A 24070-nucleotide genomic window follows, 5' to 3' on the forward strand; every position below is an offset into this window, starting at 1 on the left:
TACTTACGAGTCCAATCCAGAAATCGATTCACTTATAGCGAAGCCGTCTCCTTTGAAACGATATCGAGAACTTCTGCCAAGTGATTCACAACGTAATTCGCTTCTTGTAACTCTACTTCTTGTGCGAAGTCAAAACGACAGCCGATTGAAATGAGTCCGATCGCTCGTGCAGCCGAGATATCCGATAATCGGTCACCTACCACGAAGCCCTCCCGCAGTTCATACTTCTTCACGATTTCAGCCACCAAATCGCCCTTATCCAACGTGTCGATTTGTTGAATGCTATAAGTTTCTGTGATCCAACGATCCAATTCATAGTGCGTGACGATGGCTTGTAAATAGTCCACCAAACCATTGCTTGCGACGAAGATGGAATGCCCCATTTGATGCAATTGTTCAAACAGTTCGAGTACCCCTGCATATAATGCTCCATTCCCGTTTTCGATGTTTTTGATGAGTCGTGTTAAGAAATAGGCATCGACCTCTTCTCTAGTTTGTTCGTCGTGTCGTGGGAGCAAGGTTTTCCAAACAACGGGCAATGGTACGCCCATGATCTTTCGGTATTCGTCAATCGGTGTCGGCCCATCCCATTCTCCATTTTTTCGTAGGTGTTCAAACGTTTCATCCAACGCCAACTCTAAAATCAAATCTGTCCGAAACAATGTTCCGTCCATATCAAAAATCACTGCGTGTTTCATCCGCTTCCCCCCTCGTTAATCGAATCATGGTTGTCTGTCTATCATACGACAACCTCACAATAAAAAAACTACGCAGGAATTCCGCGTAGTCTTAGCATATTCCCTTACTTATTTGATTTTCCCTTTATTCTTCAACAAGTTGAAGATTCGTTTTGCTTGATCGGTGTTATCACTCATACCGACGAACTTCTCTTGTTGTGGCCCGAACGCATATACCGGCACGTCGTCACCCGTATGACCGTCCGTCGTCCAGCCCGTTCCCGAACGCTGATCGAAGATTTTCTCGATGGCGTTGTCGATTTTCGTGACGTCATTCGTCTCAGCCGCTTTCTTCACAGAAGTAATTTCTTCAGACGTCAATTCCAAATCAATGTTCTCACGTAAGACAGCTTCTACGTCCGCTCCAGCTTCGATTTCTTTCGCCATGAAGTCTGGAGTACGTTTCGCTGCTTGAATCGGAGTCGGATCCCAGTTATAGTTCCCGTCCGCCCCAACTGAAATACCGCCAGTCGAGTGATCCGCCGTCACGACGACTAACGTCTCACCGTTTTCTTTGGCGAAGTCACGAACGACCTCAAACGCTTGCTCAAAGTCCTTCATCTCACTCATCGCGCCGACAACATCGTTGTCATGTCCGGCCCAGTCAATTTGACTTCCTTCTACCATGAGGAAGAATCCATCCTTATCCCCTTTCAGTCGATCAAGAGCGGATGTCGTCATGTCCGCAAGACTAGGTTGTTCGTCTGAACGGTCAATCATCTTATCCATGCCGACTTCCGCGAATAGACCGAGTACCTGTTTGTTATCGTCCTGCTTCATCTCTTCTGCTGACGTGACGTAACTGTAGCCGTCTTCTTGGAACTGCTTGGCGATATTACGGTCTGAGCGTTCGAAGAATTTCGTTCCGCCTCCTAGCATGACGTCCACTTTATGCTCCCCATCAATCAAATCATCATAATAATCATTGGCGATCGCATTCTCACTCTTACGTTGCTCCTCGTGTGCCCCGTAAGAAGCCGGTGTCGCATGCGTGATTTCAGACGTCGCGACAAGTCCTGTCGACATTCCATTCTCTTTCGCTTGTTCAAGTACCGTTTTTACATCTGTTTTGTCGTTATCAACGGCAATCGCGTTGTTATACGTTTTGACACCAGAGCTCATCGCCGTTGCGGCCGCCGCCGAGTCGGTCACGTTCTCCGCATCGTCTTCAGGATACGTCGACTGCATGCCCACCAAATGTGGATCGAAGGCAATCGGTTCCATCTCCACCGTCTCTTCATTGTCGTTCATGTAACGAAGTGCTGTCGTATACGGCACGCCCATCCCGTCCCCGATCATAAAGATGACATTTTTCGCCTTATGATTCTTTGAATCCTTTGCTGCTTCTGCTTCGTTTTGTTGTTGAACACCAACGATTCCCCCGAGCGCAAGCGTCGACACGACTGCGAGTGGAACGAACTTCTTCATTGTCTTTTTCATCTGTAAACCCTCCCGAATATGTGCTACTTCTGTAGCCTAACGAACTTTTGTAAAGATACATTTTCAGAATGAATACAGCCCTGTATGGTTTTTGTAAATGCCGCCATTTCAACAACATAAAAAGCCTGACTCTCTCGTCAGGCCTGTAACGCTGTATGAACAAAAGTATGCAAAGCCTCTTGGCTCGTGATGTGTTCGTTGCACGTCTTACTGTCGGCACATATATATGTGCCAATGGCTTTGTAATAGTCCGGATTTTTCGCTTGTTTCGCTTTCGTGATCGTAACGCAGTACGTCACATCCGTGAACTGATTACAAAAGGCACATATATTTTTCTTCGTATTCGTACTCGGTTTACATGCAATGCCAATCAATTGACCTTCGTATTGGCAAATCATCAACTTTTGATCGGAACGTCCATCATTCCAACTCAAATACGTGAGTCTTCCAAAATCAACATCGGATAACTCCGGCAAGCGCAGCTTCTTTTGTTTCGGGAACAAACTCTTCAGCTGCTCGGCAGAAATAACGGGAAACGGTTGAACCCATTCTCGTAATTGTTGCATGTATTCGTCGAACGCTTCGTTCGTCTGTAGCGTCTCGAACTGTAACAGCTTCAGTTGTTCAGTCGTCGCTTCAGGGAATGCATACATCACTTTCGATTGTGCCAAGTCGATGACTGCTCGCAAGACAGAAGGCGGCAGGCTTTGCGTTCGACTCCCTTTGACGAGCGTCACTTGTTCTTTGATGAGATTATATTGTTCGTTTTGAATAAATGGATCTGACATTTTGTCGCCCCCTTCCTCCATCTTCAGTTTACAGGAAACGACGCTTCCTTACTGTGTACACTTTGATTAAGAAACATAGTCGACCTAAAAAGGTACGACTAGCGAACTAGTCGTACCTCCTTCATCTCGAGCGGTATACAATCTTTCGAATCGTATGCGTCGCCAAATGATAGGACTTGGCCAGATTTTCGATTCGCTCTCCATTCCGAAACGCTGCGCGTATGGCTTCGTTTCGTTCATCAAGTAATTGTTTTCCACCGTTGACCGACCCCCATTTCCGTTTCGTGTCAGTCGGGGTCGGCACATATAACGTTTCACCTTGTACGTATTGTTGCACCTCTTGCAACAATCGTTCTGGCAGGATTTGTTGCGCATTGACGTACTTCATCATACCTCGCTCCTTATTGAATGAATCCAATCCGATAAGGGAGCAAAGCCAAGTGGTTTACGTTAAAATCAAGCGATCAAGGTATTCGTTTCGCCCCATGCAAGTGATCGCCTTTCGTCCAAATGGCTTTGCATGAGTGCGTGAAGACCTAGAAAATCGAAGCCGATTTTCCACGGGTATGCGCCTCCTTTACGATGTGTCGTTCTTTCGATTATACAGGATTCAATGAATCGGCAAAAGGGCGGCTCAGCCGTTCTTCATACTGAATTCATCTGCGAGCTTGAAGGACACGTCCTTCACTTCTAATCCGCTTAACGCGAAATAGAGCTGGAGATAATTATGTTGGTTCAAGAAGAAGACCTGCTTCGTCTGCGTCACCCATTCTCCGTCCGTCCCATTAAACGTGAACGTCGCACCCGGGATATTGTTCGCAAATAATGTCACCGGCATCTGTGCCAACTCTCCCGCGTTCGAACGGGCAGTCAACGTGATGTCATACGTCCCCGTTTGGTCGACCGAGATGGCGAAGACGTGTGTGTTTCCGGTCGAGGTATCGATTCCTGACAAACCCACATGTTCCCCGTTTTCGAGATGTTGGTAGTCCAACTCAAATGTATCCTGTTGATTCATCTCATCCTCAAAGCCGAGCACCTCGACGGAACCGTCATGAATCCCGAGAAGACGCTCCATCGCCGGTGATTTCAAGATGAACGTACAAATGTTGCGCGCGCTCCGCAACAACTCGCCCCGTGTGACAATCCCTTCTTCGAGTGATGCCATCGTGTTATCCTCGAACGAGTTGAGGTCCGGACGGTCGACGACCATGTACAAGTCGTTTTGTGAGCGAACCATCGCTGCCGTATTTTGACGATTGGCCGACTCATCCTCACGGAAGTTCACTTTTGCCCACCAGTCTGTCATGACGATGCCTTCAAAGCCCCACTCATCACGTAAGATACGCGTATTTTGATCGTATAGACCAGCCGTCCAGATCCCGTTGACCGCGCCGTATGTCGTCATGATGGACGATGCGCGTCCTTCTTTCACCGCCATCTCGAACCCTTTCAAATAAATCTCGCGTAACGCCCGCTCCGAGACGACCGAGTCGATATCGTGACGATGCGCTTCTTGGTTATTGGCGCTGAAGTGTTTGAGCGTTCCCGTCACCCCGACACGATGCATGCCGTTCAATTGAGCGACCGCCATCTTCCCAGTCAAATGCGGATCTTCCGAGAAATACTCGAAGTTCCGTCCGTTCAACGGGTTACGGTGAATGTTCATCCCGGGTCCGAGCAACGTATCGATGCGGTTTTTCCGCATCTCGAGCCCTGTCATCTCGAACAAGTCTTCGACGAGATCGACGTTGAACGTAGAAGCCAAGAGTGTGCCGTTCGGAAGCGCGAACGCCTTCGTTCCGATATCCATGCGAATGCCTGATGGACCATCGGCACAACACGCCGCTGGAATCCCGAGTTCGTTCAATCGGTCGGACACACCACCGAACGCCGCTGCCGTCCCCGGCGTGACACGCGGTGAGTTCATCCCTTGTCCGCGAACGATTGTCGCCAAATCCTCATCTGTCAATTGATCTAAGAATGTGTCAAGTGACGCCTTTCCATGATACACATCGCTTAATTTGATACCTTGGTCACCCGTGAACACTCTAGTCTCAGGGCGTTCTTCCAAATAACGTGTCTCGACGTCAACGGCGCGAAGCGGCGTCGACTCGTAGCCCACTTCAAATCCCTGTTCGCCTTGAATTGGTTTCATCCGTTCGAACGGGAGGACAGGCGCCATATTTTCGCTTAACGTCTCGAGGACACGTTGCTCCTGTTGCTCGACTTCGAGAGCGAGTGTAGCCGAACGCACATCCGTTCCGACGTACAACCGATACGTTCCTGCCTCTAAAACGAAGCTCGATTCATAACCAGTCACGCCAGAGTCGTCATAGCTCGCAAAGTCAGTCATGTGGACGTTGAAAGAAAGGATTTGGCGCTCGCCCGGTTCAAGAAGCAAGGTTTTCTCGAACGCCACCAATGACCGGAACGGATTCCCGAGCTTCCCTTGCGGTTTCTCGACGTAGAGTTGGACGACTTCTTTCCCATCGCACTCACCCGCGTTCGTCACTTCCACCTCGACCGTCAGGACACCATCAGTTTCTGCGGTATGCTTTACCCCCGTTTTGAACGTCGTGTAAGACAGTCCGAATCCGAATGGATATAAGACATCCTCCTTCGCGAACGTTTCGAAGTAGCGATAACCGACATAGATGTCTTCTTGATAAATGCCTTTATCTGCATGACCAAAGTTCTTCGTCGACGGATAATCTTCAATCGATTGAGCAATCGTATCCGTCAGTTTCCCGGAAGGACTCACATCTCCGACGAGCACGTCGACGAGTCCTTTTCCACCTTCCATCCCACCTTGCCATGCATAGAGGATGGCACTCGGCTCCTTCGCCCACTTCATGTCGATGATGTTCCCAACGTTCAACACGACGACCGTCTTGTCGAAGCGTTTCGTGACGCGCTCGATCATCGTATGTTCGATATCCGTCAATAAGTAACTACCCGGATCGGCCGTGTTGTCACGGTCTTCTCCTGCCGTACGTCCAATCATGATGAGGGCGACATCTGATTCTTGTGTCGCCTGTTCGACGAGTTCGTCCGTTACGTCCATCTCCTGTTGCGACCACGGTTCACCGGCCCAACCGACACCTTGGTCGAATGGATTCTCCTTCACCCATTCCTCATACGTCGCATAGAGCGATTCATTGATATGAATATCTGGACGCTCGCGCAATGCCTCGAGCGGCGTCGTGACATGTCCGACGTTCACCATCCCGCCTGAGCCCGTACCGCTCTTGTAGTAATGGAACTGGCTACGACCAAATACGGCGAGCTTCGTCCCTGACTGTAATGGGAGGGTCTTCTGTTCGTTTTTGACTAACACGACACCTTCCGCGACCGCTTGACGTGCCAATTCCTCATAACGAGTCCAATCCAATGTATACTGTTTCATTTCGTCAGCTCCTTAAGTCCTTTTGCGATTACATTCATACAATCGTCTGCCTGTGGATAGTCTCCCAACTTGTCCATGAAGGCATGGTCCATCCCCCGATATTGAATGAGGCGTGTCGGGACACCCGCTCGTGCCAGTTTCCGCGCATACGCCTCCCCTTCGAGTCGTAAGTAATCGTACTCCGCCGTCACAATCAAAGTCGGTGGTAGGCCTGAGACATCGTCTGCGAATAATGGTGAGACGAGCGGATGCGTGACATCCACCTCCCCTTGAAGATAGAGGTCATTTAAGAGCGAATCCGAGTCGGCGAGGGCGAGCACAACACCTCGAATTAGGTCGTGATGATGCGAGATATCATAAGCATCGAGCGCCCATTTAAAATCATCTGTCGGAATCGAACCCAGATTGACGACGGGATAGACGAGCGCTTGATAACAAATGCGTCCTTCCCCTCGTTCTTGCTCCATCAGACAGCAAGCCGTTGCCAAATTACCGCCAGCACTATCCCCTGCGACAGCAATTTGATCACGAAGGACGTTCAACTCCGTCGCGTTGGCATATACCCATTCCAAAGCGCGGTAACAGTCATTCAATCCGGCCGGGAACGGATGCTCCGGGGCGAGACGATAATCGACGGAGAGGACAACCGCGTTCGCTCGTTCCGAAAGCAATTTACAAGGATTCTCAACCGTCTCGAGCGTGCCTCCGAAGAAACCGCCACCATGGAAGAAGAGAATGGCTGGGATGGCTTCAGTATGATGCGGACGATACAGACGAACCGGGATGTCACCGTCCTCACTAGGAATCATGAGATACTCGGTTTTGATATCAGTCGTCGTCTGATCCCGGTTCGGCCACCCCATGCTGGCACGTGCCACCTCGAGGTCAAATGCTGTATCCGGTTCATCGTGTGAAGAATGATTTGTGGTCAACGTCGCAAAAACACGTGGGTCAAGGTCGCCGGTACGGTCTGCATCCGGTATGGGTTTGATGACGGTTTCGAGGTGGTTTGTTCTCGTAAGTTGCTGATGCTGATTCAAATAATCCATGAGATTTTCATAACTGTGTTTCAATATGTAGACCCCTTTCACCAGTACTTATTTTTATATGAAATTGGCTTTCCTAATGCCTTTCGGTCTATAATGGACTGTATTGCAAATAGACATTGAAATTTTCTGAAGCAGAAGTTTTCACGAAAGAATGAGGTTACCCATGAACAAACAGCAATTTACTGATTATCGCCTGAGCGACGAGATCACGCGCGCATTAGGCATTATGAAATACGAATCACCGACTGAAGTACAACAGCAGGTCATCCCGCGTGCGCTCGAGCGTGAAGACTTAATCGTCAAAGCACAGACCGGAAGCGGAAAGACAGCTGCTTTCGGAATTCCGGTCATCGAGCTCATCGACTGGGCCGAAAACAAACCCCAAGTGCTCGTCTTGACACCGACACGCGAACTCGCCGTTCAAGTACGGGAAGACATGACGAACATCGGACGTTTCAAACGAATCAAAGCGACTGCCGTCTACGGGAAAGAACCGTTCTCGAAACAGCGTGAAGAGTTGAAGCAAAAGACACATATCGTCGTCGGTACGCCAGGTCGCGTCATGGACCATATCGAGCGTGAGACCCTCTCACTCGACTGCGTCGAATACTTGATCATCGATGAAGCGGACGAGATGCTCAACCGCGGCTTCCTCGCTGACGTCGAGAAGATTCTTCAACAGTTGCCGAAAGACCGCGTCACGATGGTCTTCTCTGCGACATTCCCACAAGATATCGAACGTCTCTGCCAGAAGCATATGAATGCTCCGGCACGTGTCGCGATCGAATCGACCGGCATGACCGCTTCGACAATCGAGCACCGCCTCCTCCCTGTTCACCGGAACGAGAAACTGGCTGTGCTTCAAGACATCACGGTCGTCGAGAACCCGGACAGCTGTATGATTTTCTGTCGGACGAAAGAGAACGTCGACACGGTGTACGCCGAGCTCGACAAAGCCGGTTACTCGGCTGAACGCCTTCACGGCGGACTCGAGCAAGAGGACCGTTTCGCCGTCATGAACGGATTCAAGATGGGTAACTTCCGCTACCTCGTGGCGACAGACGTCGCAGCACGTGGAATCGATGTCGACAACGTCGAGCTCGTCATCAACTATGACGTTCCTGTCGAAAAAGAAAGTTACGTGCACCGGACAGGTCGTACCGGACGTGCCGGCAAACAAGGAACGGCGATCACGCTCATGACCCGTCAGGAAGAACGTCTCATCAACGCGATTGAATCATACGTTCAATTCGAGATTCCGATGATCGATGCGCCGACAGAAGCGGAAGTCGCGGCTAACCAAGATGCCTTTGAGCAGAAGTTGAGCGGACGACGCGTCGTTCGAAACAATAAGACAGCTCGTATTAACCAGGACATCATGAAGCTTCACTTCAGTGGCGGGAAGAAGAAAAAACTTCGCGCCGTCGACTTCGTCGGAACAATCGCCAAAATCCCTGGCGTATCCGCTGACGACATCGGAATCATCACAATCAATGATCAAATGACTTACGTCGATATTTTGAACGGAAAAGGTTCGATTGTCCTTCAAGCGATGGAGACGACGCCGGTCAAAGGGAAGAAATTAAAAGTAAGCAAAGCGCGTAAATAATACAACTCTAGCCTCAAAGATGATATTCGTCTTTGAGGTTTTTTGTTGTTTCATAAATTCCGAAAGCGCTTTCGATAAACACTAAAAAAATATAGCTTTTAGAAAACGTTTTCACCTGCATCATACCTGTATCAAAGATTGAATTCAACCTTCCTCACTCGATTGTCAAAAAAGAGCCCAAGGTTTACGCCTCGGACTCTTAGCTTGAACGTTCACTCGTGAACACTACAACATACTCGATTGGATGTATCGCTATCTTGATTAGTCTAATGATTCTTCAGAGATGAGCTTGAACCCTTCAATCTCCGTCTCCTCTTCCACTTCAATCAACAAGCACGGTTTCCCCTTATAGTTCACCTGCTTCACATATTTCAAGTCTTGCGGACTGACGGAAATATTGGCCACTTTCGTATTAATTTTAATCGACTTTGACGTATACTTCGGAACGACACTCGTCGCTTTCATCTCATATTTCGTATCGTCGACGACTTGCTTGAACGCCTGCTCGACTTTCTCCGTCGTCACATCTTCCACGCCACTCGCCCGTAAGACGACCTCGACGGCACGGGAGTCGAGCATCGCTACCCTCTCTTCTTCCTGTTCGTTCTCTTCTTCGGCGACAATGATTTGATTGATCTCATCATAAACGGTCGCGAGAGTCCGGGAATTGACTTCTTCTCCGATGACCGCTTTGACCACTTCTTCGAAGACCGCCTTCTCTTCCACTGCCGTGACAATCTCCGAACCGTTCAACACGTTTTCAATGAACGTCATATCCGGTTGATGCGCTTTGTGTGCCGAATAAAGCACATGGTTCACATCGGCTGCGTTATCCGTGAAGCACGGGAATAAGAATCCACCGATCGGCGCCTCGAGTTTGATGATCGGATTCACAATCAGACTGGCTTTGAACTCCCGCTCGACGAAGTCAAAGACGAGTGATTTTTTCGGAAGCTCTGTCGGGCTGATGCTGCCGAGGATGAACTTCGTCGTATACACCTCATCGTTCGCGTGAATCTCAGACTCTTCCGAGTACCGGTTCGTCGGCTTATTATAATTCCCCCGGATGAACGTCACGACCATATCCTTCTCAAACGGCGTGTCTTTCACCATCTTCAACGCGATGCGTTGCATATAGTCCGTCCAGACGTCGGTCTCTTCCGTACGAAGTCCTTCATACAGCAAGCCTTGCGTATGGTCGACCTGACCTTCCTCAGGATATTGGAACTTCACTTCGAACAGTTTTTCATCAAGTTTTCCACCGAGCACTTTTTTGAAGTTCGTCAAAAACAGCTCCTGCTGCTCTTCTTCTAAGAACGGGAACGGACGCAACTCTTCGTAATAAATCTCATTCGTTTCCTGTCGGATGTAAATCGTATATAAGTCAGCAATTTTTAGCTTTGTCGCATTTACTTTAAACTGTCGGCGAATCGCCGCAATCTCTTTCTTGTTCATTCCATCCACCTCTTCTTTTCTCTCCATCCATGTCACCCATTATACCAGTCCTGATCGCTCACTAGTTCCAAAGAAATAACACCGGATTGTCCATTAATGCTAGAGAAGGATTTGCGATAGTCTTTCTAATCATTTTGCAGATTTTCACACTTTTTCAAAATCGTCCTGTGTATGATCAAGTTGAATTTATCGCGTGATGTTTGTCTCACTAGTTGTTTGATGAAAGGTTGCCCACTTGCTCGACAAGTGTTCATTCCAAATACATAGTAGGAGGCTTTATATGTTGAAGAAACTTATGTCTGTCGCACTTGTCGCCTTGCTCGTCTGGATTTCCGCATCGTTTGACGCTACACCAGTCTCTGCTTTCCCACCGAACATCCCATCGAAAGCGGACGCGCTCACGAAACTGAATGCCCTCACTGTCAAAAATGAAGGGTCGATGACGGGGTATAGTCGTGACCTCTTCCCGCACTGGTCGAGTCAAGGAAGCGGTTGTAACACGCGTCACATCGTCTTGAAACGAGACGCTGACTCGGTCGTCGACGAATGTCCGGTTGCGACTGGCTCATGGTACAGTTACTATGACGGAATCACGTTCACCTCAGCCTCTGACATTGATATCGACCACGTCGTTCCGCTCGCTGAAGCATGGCGCTCTGGCGCAAGCAGCTGGACGACGACAAAACGTCAAAGCTTTGCGAACGACTTGAACGGTCCTCAATTGATTGCGGTGTCCGCTTCATCGAACCGCTCAAAAGGAGACCAAGATCCGTCGACATGGCAACCCCCTCGCACCGGCGCTCGCTGTGCGTATGCGAAGATGTGGGTCGAAACGAAGAGTCGTTGGGGCTTGAGCCTTCAATCAGCAGAGAAGTCAGCACTCACGACAGCCATCAATGCTTGCAGTTACTGAGTTAGAAAAGGAGTCTTCGAATGAACGAAATCACTTCAATCTTTAAGGCAACCCACGGTGTCATGACGGAAGAAGTCGGTGTCATCAGTGGTGAGTTGGAACTGACGACGGCGTGTCAGGAAGATGGTTCCTTGACACTCCACATCACGTACGTCGGAGCGAAAGATGTATATACGCTCCCCGGCAGTCCCTATCAGCTTCATGACCCGAACGATCATACTGTCATCCATCAGATGCTCGTGAATGTTCTCGAACGGACGTAAAAAGAAGGAGTTGATCACTCGATTTGAGTGACCACCTCCTTCTTTTACTTTTTCATCATTTTTACAATGGATCGGACCACAAGATATGTCACGCCGAAGACGAACGCCACTAAAAGAAGACTTGCACCTCCAATGATTCCGAATGTGAACATGTTTGTACCTCTTTTTCATTTTCTGAATTAGAACATGATGAAGATAACATATTTTCCCATCCTTATGAACCATGACTAGTTTTGTTGTTGCTTCCGATCGACCTCTCGAATAATCGCGAGTGCCTCTTCATAAGACTGTCGCAACTCATCCGGCATGTCTTCGACATACTCCCCAGCACGTACTCGAATCGATTCTTCTCGCATAAGCGCTTCGATATATGCGTCATATTCGTCAGCAGTCAACACATCACGTGCAGCAGGCTGATCGTTCAATTGATCGAAGTATGGCTGAAGATCAGCAAGTGCCTGCTTCACTTCCGCTCGTTCCGCCTTCGGAATCGCTTCATAATCGACATTTCCGTTCGTATTTCCATAAGCGATTCGCGTATCCGTGAAGGCGCTCAGACCTCGCTCGAACTCTTTATATTCTGCCTCACCCAATACTCCTTTCGCTTGATTCAATTTGGCATCCAATAACAAATATTTCTCTAAAGTAGCGCTGACGATATGTACTTTCATCTCGTCAAACGAACCGTATAACTCATCCGCCAAGAGGGATTGATAAGCGAATGCACCAGTCGGAATAAGGAGTGCCGCTGCGATTCCGACCGTCATCAACCGCCGACGGATAAATCCTGGTTCCCGGCGCATTTCTTGTTTCGCTCGCTTCACACCTTTGCGACTCCGCTCACGCAGTTCACTTGGGATTTCAATGTCCGCCAACATCCGTTTCATCTCACGATCCATAGCAATCAGCCTCCTTCCATTCTCGTCTCAATTTATCGACGGCCCGATACAAGGTTGTCTTCACCGTACCAATCGGCCATTCCAATAAATCTGAGATTTGTTGAAACGTGTAGTCCTGATAATATTTCAGCACGACCACACTGCGTTCATCCTCATGAAGAGAATCCATCATATCAGCGAGTGTCATCGTTATCGCGTAATCCGTTTCCGCAATTCCGATTGACTCTTCAAACTCCGGCTTCAATTGAATCACATTTTGTCTCTTCTTCATGACATCGAGCGCACAGTTGATGGTGATCTTCATCAGCCACGTCTTCAAAAATTGTGGTTCCCGTAACGTCCCGATCTTTTTAAATGCTTGATAAGCGACTTCTTGTACGACATCGAGCGCATCGTCCGGATTTTTGACGTATACGTAGGCCATCCGATATAGGTCGGCCTCGTAATGCTGAAAGATCTTTAAGAACGCTTGATCATTGCCTCGTTGCGCTTTTTGAATGAGACGTTTCATCGAACGTCCCCCCTTTTCGTTTTTTCCCTTACACTTATTAGACAGGAAACACATGCATTTGGCTTTACTCATTTGGAAAAAAATGAAAAAGGCATCTCAGAAGAGACGCCTTTGATAATTAACCGTTCTGATATTTTGTTAATAAGTCTTTCGGGATATGACAATAATCGTCCGGACAACGCGTCAGGCGGTCCTGATGCTCGTCCGCACTTCGCACATAGTTCGTGAGCGGCTTCACTTCAACAGCAATTCGTTCCGCATCCGATCGTCGATCAATAAACGCTTGCGCCTCCACCAAGTGTCGTGACTCCTCACTGTAGACACCCGTTCGATACTTCTCTCCGACATCGATTCCTTGTTGGTTGATGCTGTATGGGTCGATGATTTCAAATAAATAGCCCATCAAATCATTGACCGTCACCACGTCCGGATCGAACGTCGTTTTGACGCACTCCGCGTATCCGTCATATTCCCCGTCCAACGTGTCCGTCGTCCCATTTGCCCGACCTGCTTCGGTCGAGAGGACGCCGGGTAACGTCTTCACGAATGCCTGGACGCCCCATAGACATCCTCCGGCTAAATAGATTGTTTCGATTGGAACCATCCCCCATTTCGTTGAATCTTTTCTTCAGCATACACGTATCAATGAGAGAAAGGAGAGATTCACTTGAATAAACAACGTTTCTTCATCACGCTAGCCAGTTCCATGATTCTCTTTGTCGCAATGATGTTTATTTTCCGTAACGACTTTTCACTATTCACTGAAATGGTGATTATCTTTCTATCTGTCGTCATCGGTCAGACGATTGCCAATCGATTATTCCAACGTTTCTCTAAGCAACAAGTGTCAGGCAAGACTGTATTTATTACATATGCATCTATGCTAGCGGTATTTTGGACTTTTGCGAGCATCGTTTTTTGAATGAAGATCAGATTATTTTCCTTGTACATACCCCAACCGCTTCAAATCTTCATAAACAAGCGTAGACAATAACGTTCGCCCGTCCCCATTCAAATGGTCCGGGTTATGGAAGAAGGATTGTTTGTGAATGAACCGTTCATCCCCCATGTAATTGAGGAAAGGAACATCTAAATCCAGCTTCTCTAGGTGCTGAAACACGAGACGTTCCATGATCGCTTCGTCAAAATACGCATGATACGATGAATGGACCGGCTCCATCGCTAAGACGACACGATAGCCTTGCTTCTTGCAGTAATCGATGATGTCTTGTAAATGTGCCATATTCTCTTCAATCTCTTGATTGTTCACGGCATTCTCGTATTGAGCGGCCACTTCTTCAAACTTACGCTCGGAATAATTCAGCCCACCATTTTCCCATGGCTTATGCACATCAAAGCGAAAATCTCGGATTTCCCGGGAAATGGCGGCGTAGGCACTCCCACTGTTTAATGCAGGGAAGCGTTCGTGCGTATAGTAGTTGAACCAACTGACCGACTCCAAGTCTTCCCGTTTCAACACGCGATAGTAGTTTTCTTTCCGACCGACGTCCGAATTGCTGAACGTGATTTGTGATAACGAGACAATCACGACCCCACCTGGCTTCAGATGTTCATCATATTCTTTCAACATCTTCAAGTCATATTCGATCGGTTGACTCGGTAACGCCAAATCCAAATGCGACAATCCAAGCGACTTGAATGAATAACCGTACATCGCATGGGACGTCCCGAGATTGATGATGTCGACCGGGTGAGGGTCTTCCTTGAAGGCAAGGACAGCTCGGTTATTATTATACTCCCACGACTCTTTCACGAACTCGTTGACGGGAATGAAGATTGCGATGATGACGAGTAACACGACACCTATTTTGATTCCTAAACGCTTCATGCTAATTCCTTTCCATCCATCTTAGAACCCACCGTATACAAATCCTTGGCTCGAGACGCCAAACAAGAACGCCGAGACAATCAAGAACAAGTTGATGGCTACGCTCGTCACGGCAGACTGACGTGCCATCCAGTCCCAAGCCGATCCTCTCGTCCGCTCGATATGTTGGAACAGATGAACGACGACAAAGACGACGAGGAAGATGATCAAATCGAGCAATGAGAAGATTTGAATCGCCTGCATCATGCCTGACGGTGCCCACGAAGACGGTGTCACATATAGTTTAGCGTGCGAGAACGCTTCTGCCATCGAATGTGATTGGAAGAAGACTCGTGAGAAACAGACGAGCTGGAACGTGATGGCGATTTTCCACCACCGATGCAGTGTCGGCGCACGGTCAAATCCGACCCATGACGCCATTTTTTCACGCTGCTGTTTCGTATGGTCACCGAAGACGCGATAGATTCCATGAATGAGTCCCCATAAAACGAAGTTCCATGCAGCTCCGTGCCAAATGCCACTTACTAAAAACGTTGCAAGGATGGCACCATAAATCTGTTCGCGCTTCTTCTTTCCTTTCGCGAGCGGCATGAAGATATAATCCCGTAGCCACATCGAAAGCGTGATATGCCAGCGGTTCCAGAAGTCGGCGATTGATACGGCGAAGTGCGGCTGCTTGAAGTTTTCCGATAAGCGAATCCCGAGTAAGCGTGCACAGCCGATGGCGATGTCACTGCATGCCGAAAAGTCCGCGAACAATTGAATCGAGAACAACATCGTCGCGAGCACAATCTCTGAACCGGTCGGGTCCGAACTATTGAATACACTTGCAACAATCGGGGCCAACCGATCGGCAATCAATGTCTTCTTGAAGAAACCCCAAATGATGCGCTGGATGCCGTAGCTGATGTTGTCGTAGTCGAGATGTTGCTCCGTCTTCAACTGTGGCAACAGTTTTTTCGCCCGCTCGATCGGACCCGCCACAAGTTGCGGGAAGAAGGCAAAATAGACCGAGAAATAGCCATAATGACGCTCCGCCTTTTGCTTCCCGCGCGAGACGTCCACCACGTAACTGATGGCCTGGAACGTATAAAAGGAAATCGCCAACGGTAAGACGATTTCTCTATACGGGACGTCATAATCAAATCCGCTCCATGCGGCGAACGAACGGAGCGAATCATTGACGAAATTAAAATATTTGAACCAGCCGAGGAAGAAGACGAGCACCGAGACACCGACCCACATGAGCCGTTTTTTCTGTTCTTTCCTCTCTTGCTTCTCGATCAAAATCCCGATGACGTACGTAAAGGCAGTACTGATCAGCAGGAGCGGGATGAATTGAACGCTCAACGTGGCGTAAAAGACATAGCTCGCCAACAAAAGGAGCACCCACCGGTATCGATGTGGAACCACATAGTACGTTCCAACGATGAGGGTTAAAAATAAGAGAAATTCAATCGAAATAAAAGTCATATTTACCACCTGATGTTATGAAACTTGACGATGTACCGATTCCTGACAATCAGGTGGTCACAAGTTCTCGCTTCGGCAATGCAGCATAACGAATCTTCCCGAACGCATTCCGCGGAATCTCGTCAATCTGCATCACCCGAACACCTTTCACCTTGATTTGTTCTTTGATGATTTTTTGAATGCATGCGACGTCATCTTGTAACGTATACACGTATAGCTGGTCGTCTTCCCCGGCACAGACGCAATCATGTCCATGCTCTCGAAGGAGCGCCTCGACTTCGTCTAGGCTGATTCGACTGCCATACAGTTTGATCATGCGCTTGATTCGGCCGACGATGAAGAAATATCCATCCTCGTCGCGATACGCCATGTCACCTGTTCGTAAAACACCGTGATTGTCATCACCTTTTAAAAGGTCCGCTAACGAGGTCGCATACCCAAACGACACGTTGTCGCCTTGATATACCAACTCGCCTGTCACGTTCGCCTCTTTGATGTCATTTCCGGCTTCGTCACGCAACGTGAGCGATCCACCAGGGATGGCAATTCCGATGCTACCTGCTTTTTTCGCATGCATCCGATCCGGTAAATACGACATCCGGGCCGTCGCCTCCGTCTGACCGTACATGATGAAAAATTGAATCCCTTTCTCTTCACATACCGTTGCGAAGTGCTGCGCAAGCTTCGGATCTAACTTGCCACCGGCTTGTGTCAACTTCTTCAGACTTGGGAGGTCGTACGTCTCAAACTTCAATCGTTTCAACATCTCATAATGAAACGGGACCCCACCAAACGTCGTCGCCTGCTCGGCACGACACAGCTCCCAAAACTCCTTTTGAACGATCGAGCGGTCTGTCAGGATGAGGGTCGCCCCTTTCAACAGATGACTGTTGATGATGGAGAGTCCATACGAATAGTTCATCGGAAGGGTCGTGATTGGTTTATCCGTCTGATCGATGTCGAGATAGTCGATGATCGATGAAGCGTTCGCCATCAGATTTTTGTATGTGAGGCGAACAAGTTTCGGACTTCCAGTACTACCTGATGTCGTCAACAAAAGGGCCAGCTCCTCATGAAGTTGGTGGCGAACCGATGTTTCGGTTTCAAATAAGGCGTAGCCACCATAGCCATAGAAGGCATCCAACGAGTTCGCCAAATCCTCCCTCGTCTCAGCAGCCCAGACGTGCGTCGGTTGATAACGTTCCATCAACTTCTGTAATTGTTCTACTGGAATATCTGCATCGAGCAAGACCGGGACGACCCGTCCACGGAGAAAGCCGATATATGCGAAGAGCGACTCGACTCGGTTAGCACATAAGCAGAAGACGAGCGACCGTTCGCCGACTTCTTGACAAATCGAGTCCCCGACTTCCACCATCTCTCTATATGAATAAGAGCGGTCCGCATAGACCGCCTCACGATTCGTGTACTGCTCGAGTGTTTGAAAAAGCATCATGATTGGATGTCCACACCGAGGCGTTGCAACAACGCAATACCAGACTGATACGAATGGAACTCTGTCATTTCATCCGAGTCAATATATACGTCAAACGCGTCCTCGATTTCGGCGATGAGGGTCATATGTCCAATCGAATCCCACTCTGTCGATTCCCCAAGCTTCATCTCTTCAAGGACCACATCGTCCTCTAGTTCCAATCCATTTCGAAATGCCATGTTATATGCTTCAAGCATGCTCATTGTATTCATCCTTTCACATTCACTCAACCTTATTCGATTCCATCTATTCTTATCAACTGATAATGATAATCATTTGCCTTGTGATTCTATCACAATTTTTCGAAATCCTCAATTCTTCATAGGAGATAAAGCTTGAAGTTGAGCGATTTTTTGCATGAAAAAGACCACATCGTTATGATGCAGTCTCAGGAGATGATAAAACATATTCGAGTTGTAAGTCGAGTGGTTCTGCCTCGTAGACTTCTGGCACGATTTCTTCGGCAAACGTACATCCCATCGCTTTGTAGAAATGATACGTATCAACGGCCGGATTCGCCCCGATGTATAGTTTTTTCGCACTCCGTTCGATTGCTGCCTGACAGACACGTTCAAATAATCGCATCCCGATTCCCTGACCTCGGCAAAGACGACTCACATGAATGAAACCCAAATTCAAATACTGGCCTTCCGTTCCGAGCGGTTGTCCGTTCAGTCCGGCAAAGCCAAGTAACGTCTTGTCATTTTGGATTGCAACAACAACTCCGCCACGATCGATGTAGTAGTTGAGAATCTCGATGACCTGTTTCTTTTTCGCATCGTCCCATTCATCAATATAGTACTCGTCTTTTTGATAAAGCTCACCATTTGAATCCACGGCATAGATGCGATGCGTTTCCTGAAAACGTTCGAAGGTGTTTAGAAAGTTTGGATCTAGTCGATTTGTTAGGAGGTGAATCGTAGCGTTCATCGTAGTCTCCTTGTGGTATAAAAAATTTGTAAACGATTATTTGAACTCGATTGCCACCGTTTCATAACCGCTATTCTTTAAAAACTCTGTCAAGAACGCTTCAATGCGCTCGTCTGCCTCTGTCAGCAAACCTTGATCGATCTTAGTCTTTTCCATTTTTGCCTTCTCTTTATTGATTTCATCAAAAATCAATTGCGAGGGGTAGTCAGAAAAAAGTGTCCCTTTTACATCTGTCACTACAGCATCATCTGTATTCGCTACGTTGTCCAAAATGGTTGAGTGAGGTACAGTGACAGTCAATTTCTCAGTCGTGTCATTGTAAGAGACCTCCATGCTAGAGAGGTCCGTACCCGCCTTGAGGTATCCTGAGTATTCAATCAGCTTGATTGCTTCCGCTAGTTTGACATCTTTTAATCCGATCAACGATACGGATGTCGTGTTTCGACTGACAATGACGTTGCTGTATTCATACTTTAACGTTGTCAACTCCGTCAATTCGACGAGTCGATCTTTGACGAGCGATACATCAGCCTGTTGATTAGTTGAAAATACACCTGGCTTGATCACTACAATCGCAATGACACCAATCAAGACGAGTGTGAGTAAAACAAATGAAACTCTTCCAATCATTCTTTTCATAATCAATCTCCTTTTAATGTATTCAAGTACCTTCTAAAATTATGTAACGAATCCTTCATATACATATTATACCTACTTTAATTCCATAAATTTAATTTTTATTCAATTAAATTAGTTTTTTCAAATAAAAGAGTAGATGGTTTGAGACCCATCTACTCACTCAGTATTATTCGTCTCCAAATGCTTTTTAGTTCAGTAATCATGCTTGAGATCCGAACAAATATCATAAACAATGTTCATCGTATGAATTCTTTAAAAATGTTACTTAACTCTTGTGGAGTTTCTTTCATGCCAGTCTTCATCCACCTTTTTACAATGCTTGCTAATGAATCCGCGTATACCGCATTCGCATATACTTCTGCTTTTTCAGATACATTGCAATTCTCATAAATTTGAAAATCTGTACAAAGTAAATCGAAATGTTCCTCAAAGCGATTTAAAATCGGAAGTAAATCATTTTCTTTTAAGAGATTTAAAAACTCGATGTTGTCACTCCATATTTCAAAATACAACGTATCGAAATCAAGTTGCTCCTGTTTCGCTTCTGTTGAGGCAAGTTGAATCCTCTGTCGAAATATATGATACATATGATAGGTTAGTACATCTTCTTTCGTATCAAAGTGAGCATAAAATGTATTTCGCGCCAATCCCGCAGTTTTAGTAAGTTCTGATATGGTGATATTCGTAAAATTCGTTCGATGCATTAATTCCAACATAGTATCCACTAAAAGATTGATTGATCTCTTAGAATTCGTGTTTATTGGTTTTTGTTTTAGCATAAGTACTCCTTAATTTGTACAAAATGAGGGATTTGTATAAATACCTCTCTACTTATTGACCTAGCGTCTACACTAACATTATATTGCAGATATATTATTTGAGCAATTGTTCAAATAAAAGCATATGCTCAAATTAAAGGTTATTTAAATTCTAAAAATAGTAGGAGGGTTACCTATGAAAACAACAATCATTCTTGCTCATCCATGGCATGGTAGTTTCAATAAATCTATTATGGATACAACAATTGAACAGTTAGTCCGTCGGAAAAAAGATTACCAAATCATTGACTTAAATAAGGATCAATTCAATCCTGTATTAAGTGAATCTGATTTATCTCTTTACTCGAAAGGTCAATCCCAAGATCCCTTAGTGAATCAATATCAGAAGATGCTAAGTGACAGTGATGAGTTAGTTTTTATCTTCCCTGTTTGGTGGTTTGATGTTCCAGCCATTTTAAAAGGTTTTTTTGACAAGGTCATGTTAAAAAATTTTGCCTATGTAGAGGAATCTACTGGATTGAAAGGATTACTAACTCATATTAAAAAAACCACTGTCATTTCTACTTCTGAAGTGCCAACGTGGTATTTAAAATTTCTGGCCGGGAATCCCATTGAAGGGACTCTTATTCGTAGAACATTCAAAGGGATTGGACTTAAAAATGTGAAATGGTTGAATAGTCCGTTTACGAGTAGTGGGAAAGATCATCGAAGAAAAAGATTTTTAGATAGAGTAGCGAAGCGTATTTCAGTGTAATCTACAGTGCACAACCAAACTTTTTGTGATTCATATATCATCCATGACCTCAAATTTTGTTTTAATAGCCAGTAGCAACATAAATTTGAGGTCCAACTTAGATGATTTTCATGAATAGTCACGTTCTTCGCTTTTGTTAAATTCATTTGCTTCACGTAAATAACAAAGAGAAGAGAGTTCGTTAATATCTGTACCTCAGAAATAACGTTTATTTGTGATACGGCTCATTCCGATTGATCCGATAAGCCCGATATATCTGTTCACACAACACGAGCTTCATGAGTTGGTGGGGAAATGTCATCTTCGAGAACGAAATCGTATCATCCGCTCGTTTCATCACATCGTCCGACAGACCAAGCGATCCTCCGATGACGAAGGCGATTTTACTCTTTCCATACGTCGCGAGTTGATCGAGTTCACGGGCGAACTCTTCACTCGTCCGCTGCTTTCCTTGAATCGCCAAGGCGATGACGTGCGTATCTGGGGATATCTTCGCCAAAATCCGCTCGCCTTCCTTTTGTTTTACTAGTAACATATCTGCCTCACTCAAATGCTCGGGTGCTTTTTCGTCTGAGACCTCGATTTCCTGCACTTTAGCGTAGGCAGACAGCCGCTTTGTATACTCGGCAATTCCTTGTTTTAAATATTTTTCTTTCAGTTTGCCGACCGTGATAATTGAAATATTCATCCAATTCTTCCTTTTTCCACAGTTTTTTTGGAGTTATCCATAGGGTTATCCACAGAGTTATCCACAAATCCACATGTTGATAATTAGTTTTTGCTTGACACAATATATGTTGCATCGGCTTCACAGAACTCACATGTCACGTGTTCACTTGTGGATAATTCCTCTAGCAACGGGTATTCACCTGTTTCATCCACAATGATGTCTAAAGCGATTTCAACATGTTCCTTGCATACTTTTTTTTCCACAGTTTTTCCTCCTTAAAAAAGAAGCGTCGCCGCTTCTTTATGTTGCTTCAGTTAATGTCGCCTCGGTTTCGCTTGCTTCTCCGCGACGTAAATACTCAATGGAGATTGTATCACCGACCGTCGCGTCCCGATATAACGCATCGCGTAAATCGACGTATCGTTTGATCTCCCGGTCTCCGATTTTCGTGATGACATCTCCAACACGCAGTCCCGCTTCTTCAGCCGGACTACCCGGTGTCACTTCTTCGACGAAGACACCGTCTTCCTGGTCGAAGGAGATTCCATACTCTTCTCGGACGTTTCCGGGTACAGCGATGACTTCCTGAATCGTGACACCGAGCTGTGCCCGCGTCACCTTGCCGTCGCGTTCTAACATGTCAATGACCGGTAGCGCCACGTTGACGGGAATGGAGAATCCAACCCCTTCTACGCTCGCCTCGGCGATTTTCATCGAATTGATTCCGACGAGCTCTCCACGAATGTTGATGAGCGCACCTCCCGAATTCCCCGGGTTGATGGCCGCATCCGTCTGAATGACTTCCGCGTTATAATCCATCAAGCCGTCGCTGTTCGTATCGACCGGCACCGTCCGCTCGACACCACTGACGATACCACGCGTAACCGAGTTTGAGAAGACACCAAGCGGATTTCCGATGGCCATGACGGTCTCGCCAGCTTGGAGAACGGTGGAGTCACCGAGAACAATCGGCTCCACATCGATGTTTTTTGGTAACTCGACCTCAGCGACAGCCAAGTCGTTGAGCGGGTCTTCGCCTAAAATGGTTGCCGATGCGATTTGACCATCGGAAAAGGCGATGTTGACCTCGTCCGCTTCTTCGATGACATGGAAGTTCGTGACGATATAGGCCGTGTTTCCTTCTACTTTATAGATGACACCGGATCCGGCACCCGCCTCCCATTGCGAGTCCGAGGTGAACGCACGCTGGATATTGGTGATGCTGACGACGGACGTCTTCGCCCCAAGGACAGCGGTCGTGACGTCCGATTCGGTGACGGTGACGGCCTGTTCGGTCCGCGTCAGTTCATTCGTCACAAAACGAGAGGTCGGCGAATCCCAGAGCATCACGATGACAAAAAACAAAGCCGCTCCTAAGAATCCGCCAACCCCTCCGAGTAACAACGGTTTTATATTTGGTCTCGGCTTATGGCGTACGTGCTCCTCTTGCTTCGGTCGCCATTCGCTCCGAGACGGATACGTCGATTTCTCTTCTGTTGCTTCGTGTACTTCAGGTTCGACGTCTTGAGGTTCATACTCATGGTGTCTCTCTTCGTTCACGACGCGTCCCCCCTTCAAGACAGTGTGATAACTGTCTTTTCCCAAGTTTCCTTATAAAGAAACGAGTGAAGTGGGGATTGTCGGGTCCGTGTCGCACAATTTGATTCGACCTAAGTCGACGTCTCGCATACCGAGTGTTTGTGAGACGCTCATCTGTGCGAGCTCTTTCATGTTGTTGTCTTTACTTAAATGGGCCAAATAGATCCGTTTCGTGCGGTCACCGATGACCTCACTCATCGCGATGGCTGCATCCTCGTTCGAGACGTGGCCATAGTCGCCGAGGATTCGCCGTTTGACACTCCATGGATAACGCCCCATCTGCAACATCGAGACGTCATGGTTCGACTCAAAGATGAAGTCGTCCGCTCCACGGATGATCCCTTTCATCCGGTCCGAGACATAACCCGTGTCGGTGATATGGGCTAATCGTTTCCCGTCATGGGCAAACTGATAAAACATCGGGTCTGCCGCATCATGGCTCACGTTGAACGTCTCGATTTCGATATCCCCGAACTGTTTCACATCTCCGACTTCGATTTGAAACTTCAAGGCAGGATCAATCTTTCCAATCAGTGATTCCATCGCCGCCCATGTCTTCGCATTCGCATAAATCGGTAAATTATACTTACGTGCTAATATCCCGACACCTTTAATATGGTCGGAGTGCTCATGGGTGACGAGCAGTGCGTCGATTCCGTCAAATGACCGACCGATGGCTTCGATGCGCTGTTGCATCGCTTTTCCGGTCAATCCGGCATCGACGAGCAGCTTCGTCCGTTCCGTCTCGATATAGAGGGCGTTTCCGGTCGACCCGCTCGCTAACACACTATACTGTAAAGTCACGCAAT

Annotated in this window: 26 protein-coding genes; 5 read left to right on the plus strand and 21 right to left on the minus strand. The window is 47.2% G+C overall.

The genetic code is table 11. From position 1 onward, the window contains the following. Positions 1-32: 32 nt before the first annotated feature. The 6 genes from KNO65_RS12300 to KNO65_RS12325 form a co-directional block, all read right to left on the minus strand. Entirely contained in the window at positions 33-698 is a 666-nt protein-coding gene (locus KNO65_RS12300) for an HAD family hydrolase (protein WP_214784535.1), read from the minus strand. Between the two features lie 108 nt (positions 699-806). Then, complete coding sequence (locus KNO65_RS12305; RefSeq protein ID WP_214784538.1) at positions 807-2177, minus strand: alkaline phosphatase; 1371 nt, start codon at positions 2175-2177, stop codon at positions 807-809. Between the two features lie 137 nt (positions 2178-2314). Next, entirely contained in the window at positions 2315-2965 is a 651-nt protein-coding gene (locus KNO65_RS12310; RefSeq protein WP_214784541.1) for a FusB/FusC family EF-G-binding protein, read from the minus strand. Positions 2966-3086: 121 nt separating this feature from the next. Then, a complete protein-coding gene (locus KNO65_RS12315; RefSeq protein ID WP_214784544.1) occupies positions 3087-3353 on the minus strand; it encodes a CD3324 family protein in 267 nt (88 codons plus the stop codon). 246 nt (positions 3354-3599) lie between these two features. Then, on the minus strand, positions 3600-6374 hold the full coding sequence (locus KNO65_RS12320) for a glycoside hydrolase family 3 protein (protein WP_214784547.1): 2775 nt from the start codon (positions 6372-6374) through the stop codon (positions 3600-3602). Beyond that, positions 6371-7423: an alpha/beta hydrolase gene (locus tag KNO65_RS12325; protein ID WP_214784619.1), complete on the minus strand. Its 1053-nt coding sequence runs from the start codon at positions 7421-7423 to the stop codon at positions 6371-6373. The genes KNO65_RS12320 and KNO65_RS12325 overlap by 4 nt, the downstream gene beginning before the upstream one ends. A gap of 163 nt (positions 7424-7586) precedes the next feature. Between KNO65_RS12325 and KNO65_RS12330 the strand changes: the two genes are divergently transcribed. Continuing rightward, positions 7587-9032 carry a DEAD/DEAH box helicase gene (locus KNO65_RS12330; RefSeq protein WP_214784551.1) on the plus strand — a complete coding sequence of 482 codons (1446 nt, stop codon included), beginning with the start codon at positions 7587-7589 and terminating at the stop codon, positions 9030-9032. Positions 9033-9293: 261 nt separating this feature from the next. Here the strand turns inward: KNO65_RS12330 and KNO65_RS12335 are convergent, their stop codons facing one another. Further along, positions 9294-10487 (minus strand): DUF4317 domain-containing protein, encoded by a 1194-nt coding sequence (locus KNO65_RS12335; protein WP_015880257.1) that lies wholly within the window; start codon positions 10485-10487, stop codon positions 9294-9296. 280 nt (positions 10488-10767) lie between these two features. On the opposite strand from KNO65_RS12335, the gene KNO65_RS12340 reads away from it, so the two are divergent. Together KNO65_RS12340 and KNO65_RS12345 are read left to right on the plus strand one after the other, a co-directional pair. Then, positions 10768-11400 carry an HNH endonuclease family protein gene (locus KNO65_RS12340; RefSeq protein WP_074035207.1) on the plus strand — a complete coding sequence of 211 codons (633 nt, stop codon included), beginning with the start codon at positions 10768-10770 and terminating at the stop codon, positions 11398-11400. A gap of 20 nt (positions 11401-11420) precedes the next feature. Continuing rightward, positions 11421-11663 (plus strand): hypothetical protein, encoded by a 243-nt coding sequence (locus tag KNO65_RS12345; RefSeq protein ID WP_031424128.1) that lies wholly within the window; start codon positions 11421-11423, stop codon positions 11661-11663. A gap of 227 nt (positions 11664-11890) precedes the next feature. Here KNO65_RS12345 and KNO65_RS12350 read toward each other — a convergent pair whose 3' ends face one another. From KNO65_RS12350 to KNO65_RS12360, 3 genes are all read right to left on the minus strand, one after another. Then, a complete protein-coding gene (locus KNO65_RS12350) occupies positions 11891-12562 on the minus strand; it encodes a DUF3600 domain-containing protein (protein ID WP_214784555.1) in 672 nt (223 codons plus the stop codon). Further along, positions 12552-13073: a sigma-70 family RNA polymerase sigma factor gene (locus KNO65_RS12355; protein ID WP_074035210.1), complete on the minus strand. Its 522-nt coding sequence runs from the start codon at positions 13071-13073 to the stop codon at positions 12552-12554. Before KNO65_RS12355 ends, KNO65_RS12350 begins: the two co-directional genes overlap by 11 nt. A gap of 118 nt (positions 13074-13191) precedes the next feature. Further along, positions 13192-13668 carry a peptide-methionine (S)-S-oxide reductase gene (locus tag KNO65_RS12360; RefSeq protein ID WP_214784622.1) on the minus strand — a complete coding sequence of 159 codons (477 nt, stop codon included), beginning with the start codon at positions 13666-13668 and terminating at the stop codon, positions 13192-13194. 72 nt (positions 13669-13740) lie between these two features. Here KNO65_RS12360 and KNO65_RS12365 point away from each other — a divergent pair, with 72 nt between their 5' ends. Then, positions 13741-13995 carry a hypothetical protein gene (locus tag KNO65_RS12365; protein WP_031424121.1) on the plus strand — a complete coding sequence of 85 codons (255 nt, stop codon included), beginning with the start codon at positions 13741-13743 and terminating at the stop codon, positions 13993-13995. A gap of 12 nt (positions 13996-14007) precedes the next feature. Here the strand turns inward: KNO65_RS12365 and KNO65_RS12370 are convergent, their stop codons facing one another. The 7 genes from KNO65_RS12370 to KNO65_RS12400 form a co-directional block, all read right to left on the minus strand. Continuing rightward, a complete protein-coding gene (locus KNO65_RS12370) occupies positions 14008-14922 on the minus strand; it encodes a hypothetical protein (RefSeq protein WP_214784558.1) in 915 nt (304 codons plus the stop codon). A gap of 21 nt (positions 14923-14943) precedes the next feature. After that, positions 14944-16395 carry an MBOAT family O-acyltransferase gene (locus KNO65_RS12375; RefSeq protein WP_214784561.1) on the minus strand — a complete coding sequence of 484 codons (1452 nt, stop codon included), beginning with the start codon at positions 16393-16395 and terminating at the stop codon, positions 14944-14946. Between the two features lie 49 nt (positions 16396-16444). Continuing rightward, on the minus strand, positions 16445-17851 hold the full coding sequence (locus KNO65_RS12380; RefSeq protein ID WP_214784564.1) for an AMP-binding protein: 1407 nt from the start codon (positions 17849-17851) through the stop codon (positions 16445-16447). After that, positions 17848-18093, minus strand: coding sequence for an acyl carrier protein (locus KNO65_RS12385; RefSeq protein WP_214784567.1), 246 nt, complete (start codon positions 18091-18093; stop codon positions 17848-17850). The genes KNO65_RS12380 and KNO65_RS12385 overlap by 4 nt, the downstream gene beginning before the upstream one ends. Positions 18094-18265: 172 nt before the next feature. Then, positions 18266-18820, minus strand: coding sequence for a GNAT family N-acetyltransferase (locus KNO65_RS12390; protein ID WP_214784570.1), 555 nt, complete (start codon positions 18818-18820; stop codon positions 18266-18268). 36 nt (positions 18821-18856) lie between these two features. After that, positions 18857-19459, minus strand: coding sequence for a DUF4230 domain-containing protein (locus tag KNO65_RS12395; protein WP_214784573.1), 603 nt, complete (start codon positions 19457-19459; stop codon positions 18857-18859). A 236-nt stretch (positions 19460-19695) separates the two neighbouring features. Further along, entirely contained in the window at positions 19696-20238 is a 543-nt protein-coding gene (locus tag KNO65_RS12400; RefSeq protein WP_214784576.1) for a TetR/AcrR family transcriptional regulator, read from the minus strand. Positions 20239-20413: 175 nt separating this feature from the next. Here KNO65_RS12400 and KNO65_RS12405 point away from each other — a divergent pair, with 175 nt between their 5' ends. Further along, positions 20414-20992, plus strand: coding sequence for an NAD(P)H-dependent oxidoreductase (locus KNO65_RS12405; protein ID WP_214784579.1), 579 nt, complete (start codon positions 20414-20416; stop codon positions 20990-20992). Positions 20993-21200: 208 nt separating this feature from the next. On the opposite strand, the gene rlmH is transcribed toward KNO65_RS12405, so the two are convergent. The 4 genes from rlmH to KNO65_RS12425 all read right to left on the minus strand — a co-directional run bounded on the left by rlmH (position 21201) and on the right by KNO65_RS12425 (position 24065). After that, entirely contained in the window at positions 21201-21680 is a 480-nt protein-coding gene (gene rlmH / locus KNO65_RS12410) for a 23S rRNA (pseudouridine(1915)-N(3))-methyltransferase RlmH (protein WP_074034007.1), read from the minus strand. Positions 21681-21763: 83 nt separating this feature from the next. After that, entirely contained in the window at positions 21764-21925 is a 162-nt protein-coding gene (locus KNO65_RS12415) for a CxxH/CxxC protein (protein WP_015880243.1), read from the minus strand. Positions 21926-21962: 37 nt separating this feature from the next. Continuing rightward, positions 21963-23222 (minus strand): S1C family serine protease, encoded by a 1260-nt coding sequence (locus tag KNO65_RS12420; RefSeq protein WP_159563199.1) that lies wholly within the window; start codon positions 23220-23222, stop codon positions 21963-21965. 51 nt (positions 23223-23273) lie between these two features. After that, on the minus strand, positions 23274-24065 hold the full coding sequence (locus KNO65_RS12425) for an MBL fold metallo-hydrolase (protein ID WP_015880241.1): 792 nt from the start codon (positions 24063-24065) through the stop codon (positions 23274-23276). Between the last annotated feature and the right edge of the window lie 5 nt (positions 24066-24070).

Source organism: Exiguobacterium sp. S3 (genome assembly GCF_018617295.1).
GTDB lineage: Bacteria > Bacillota > Bacilli > Exiguobacteriales > Exiguobacteriaceae > Exiguobacterium > Exiguobacterium profundum.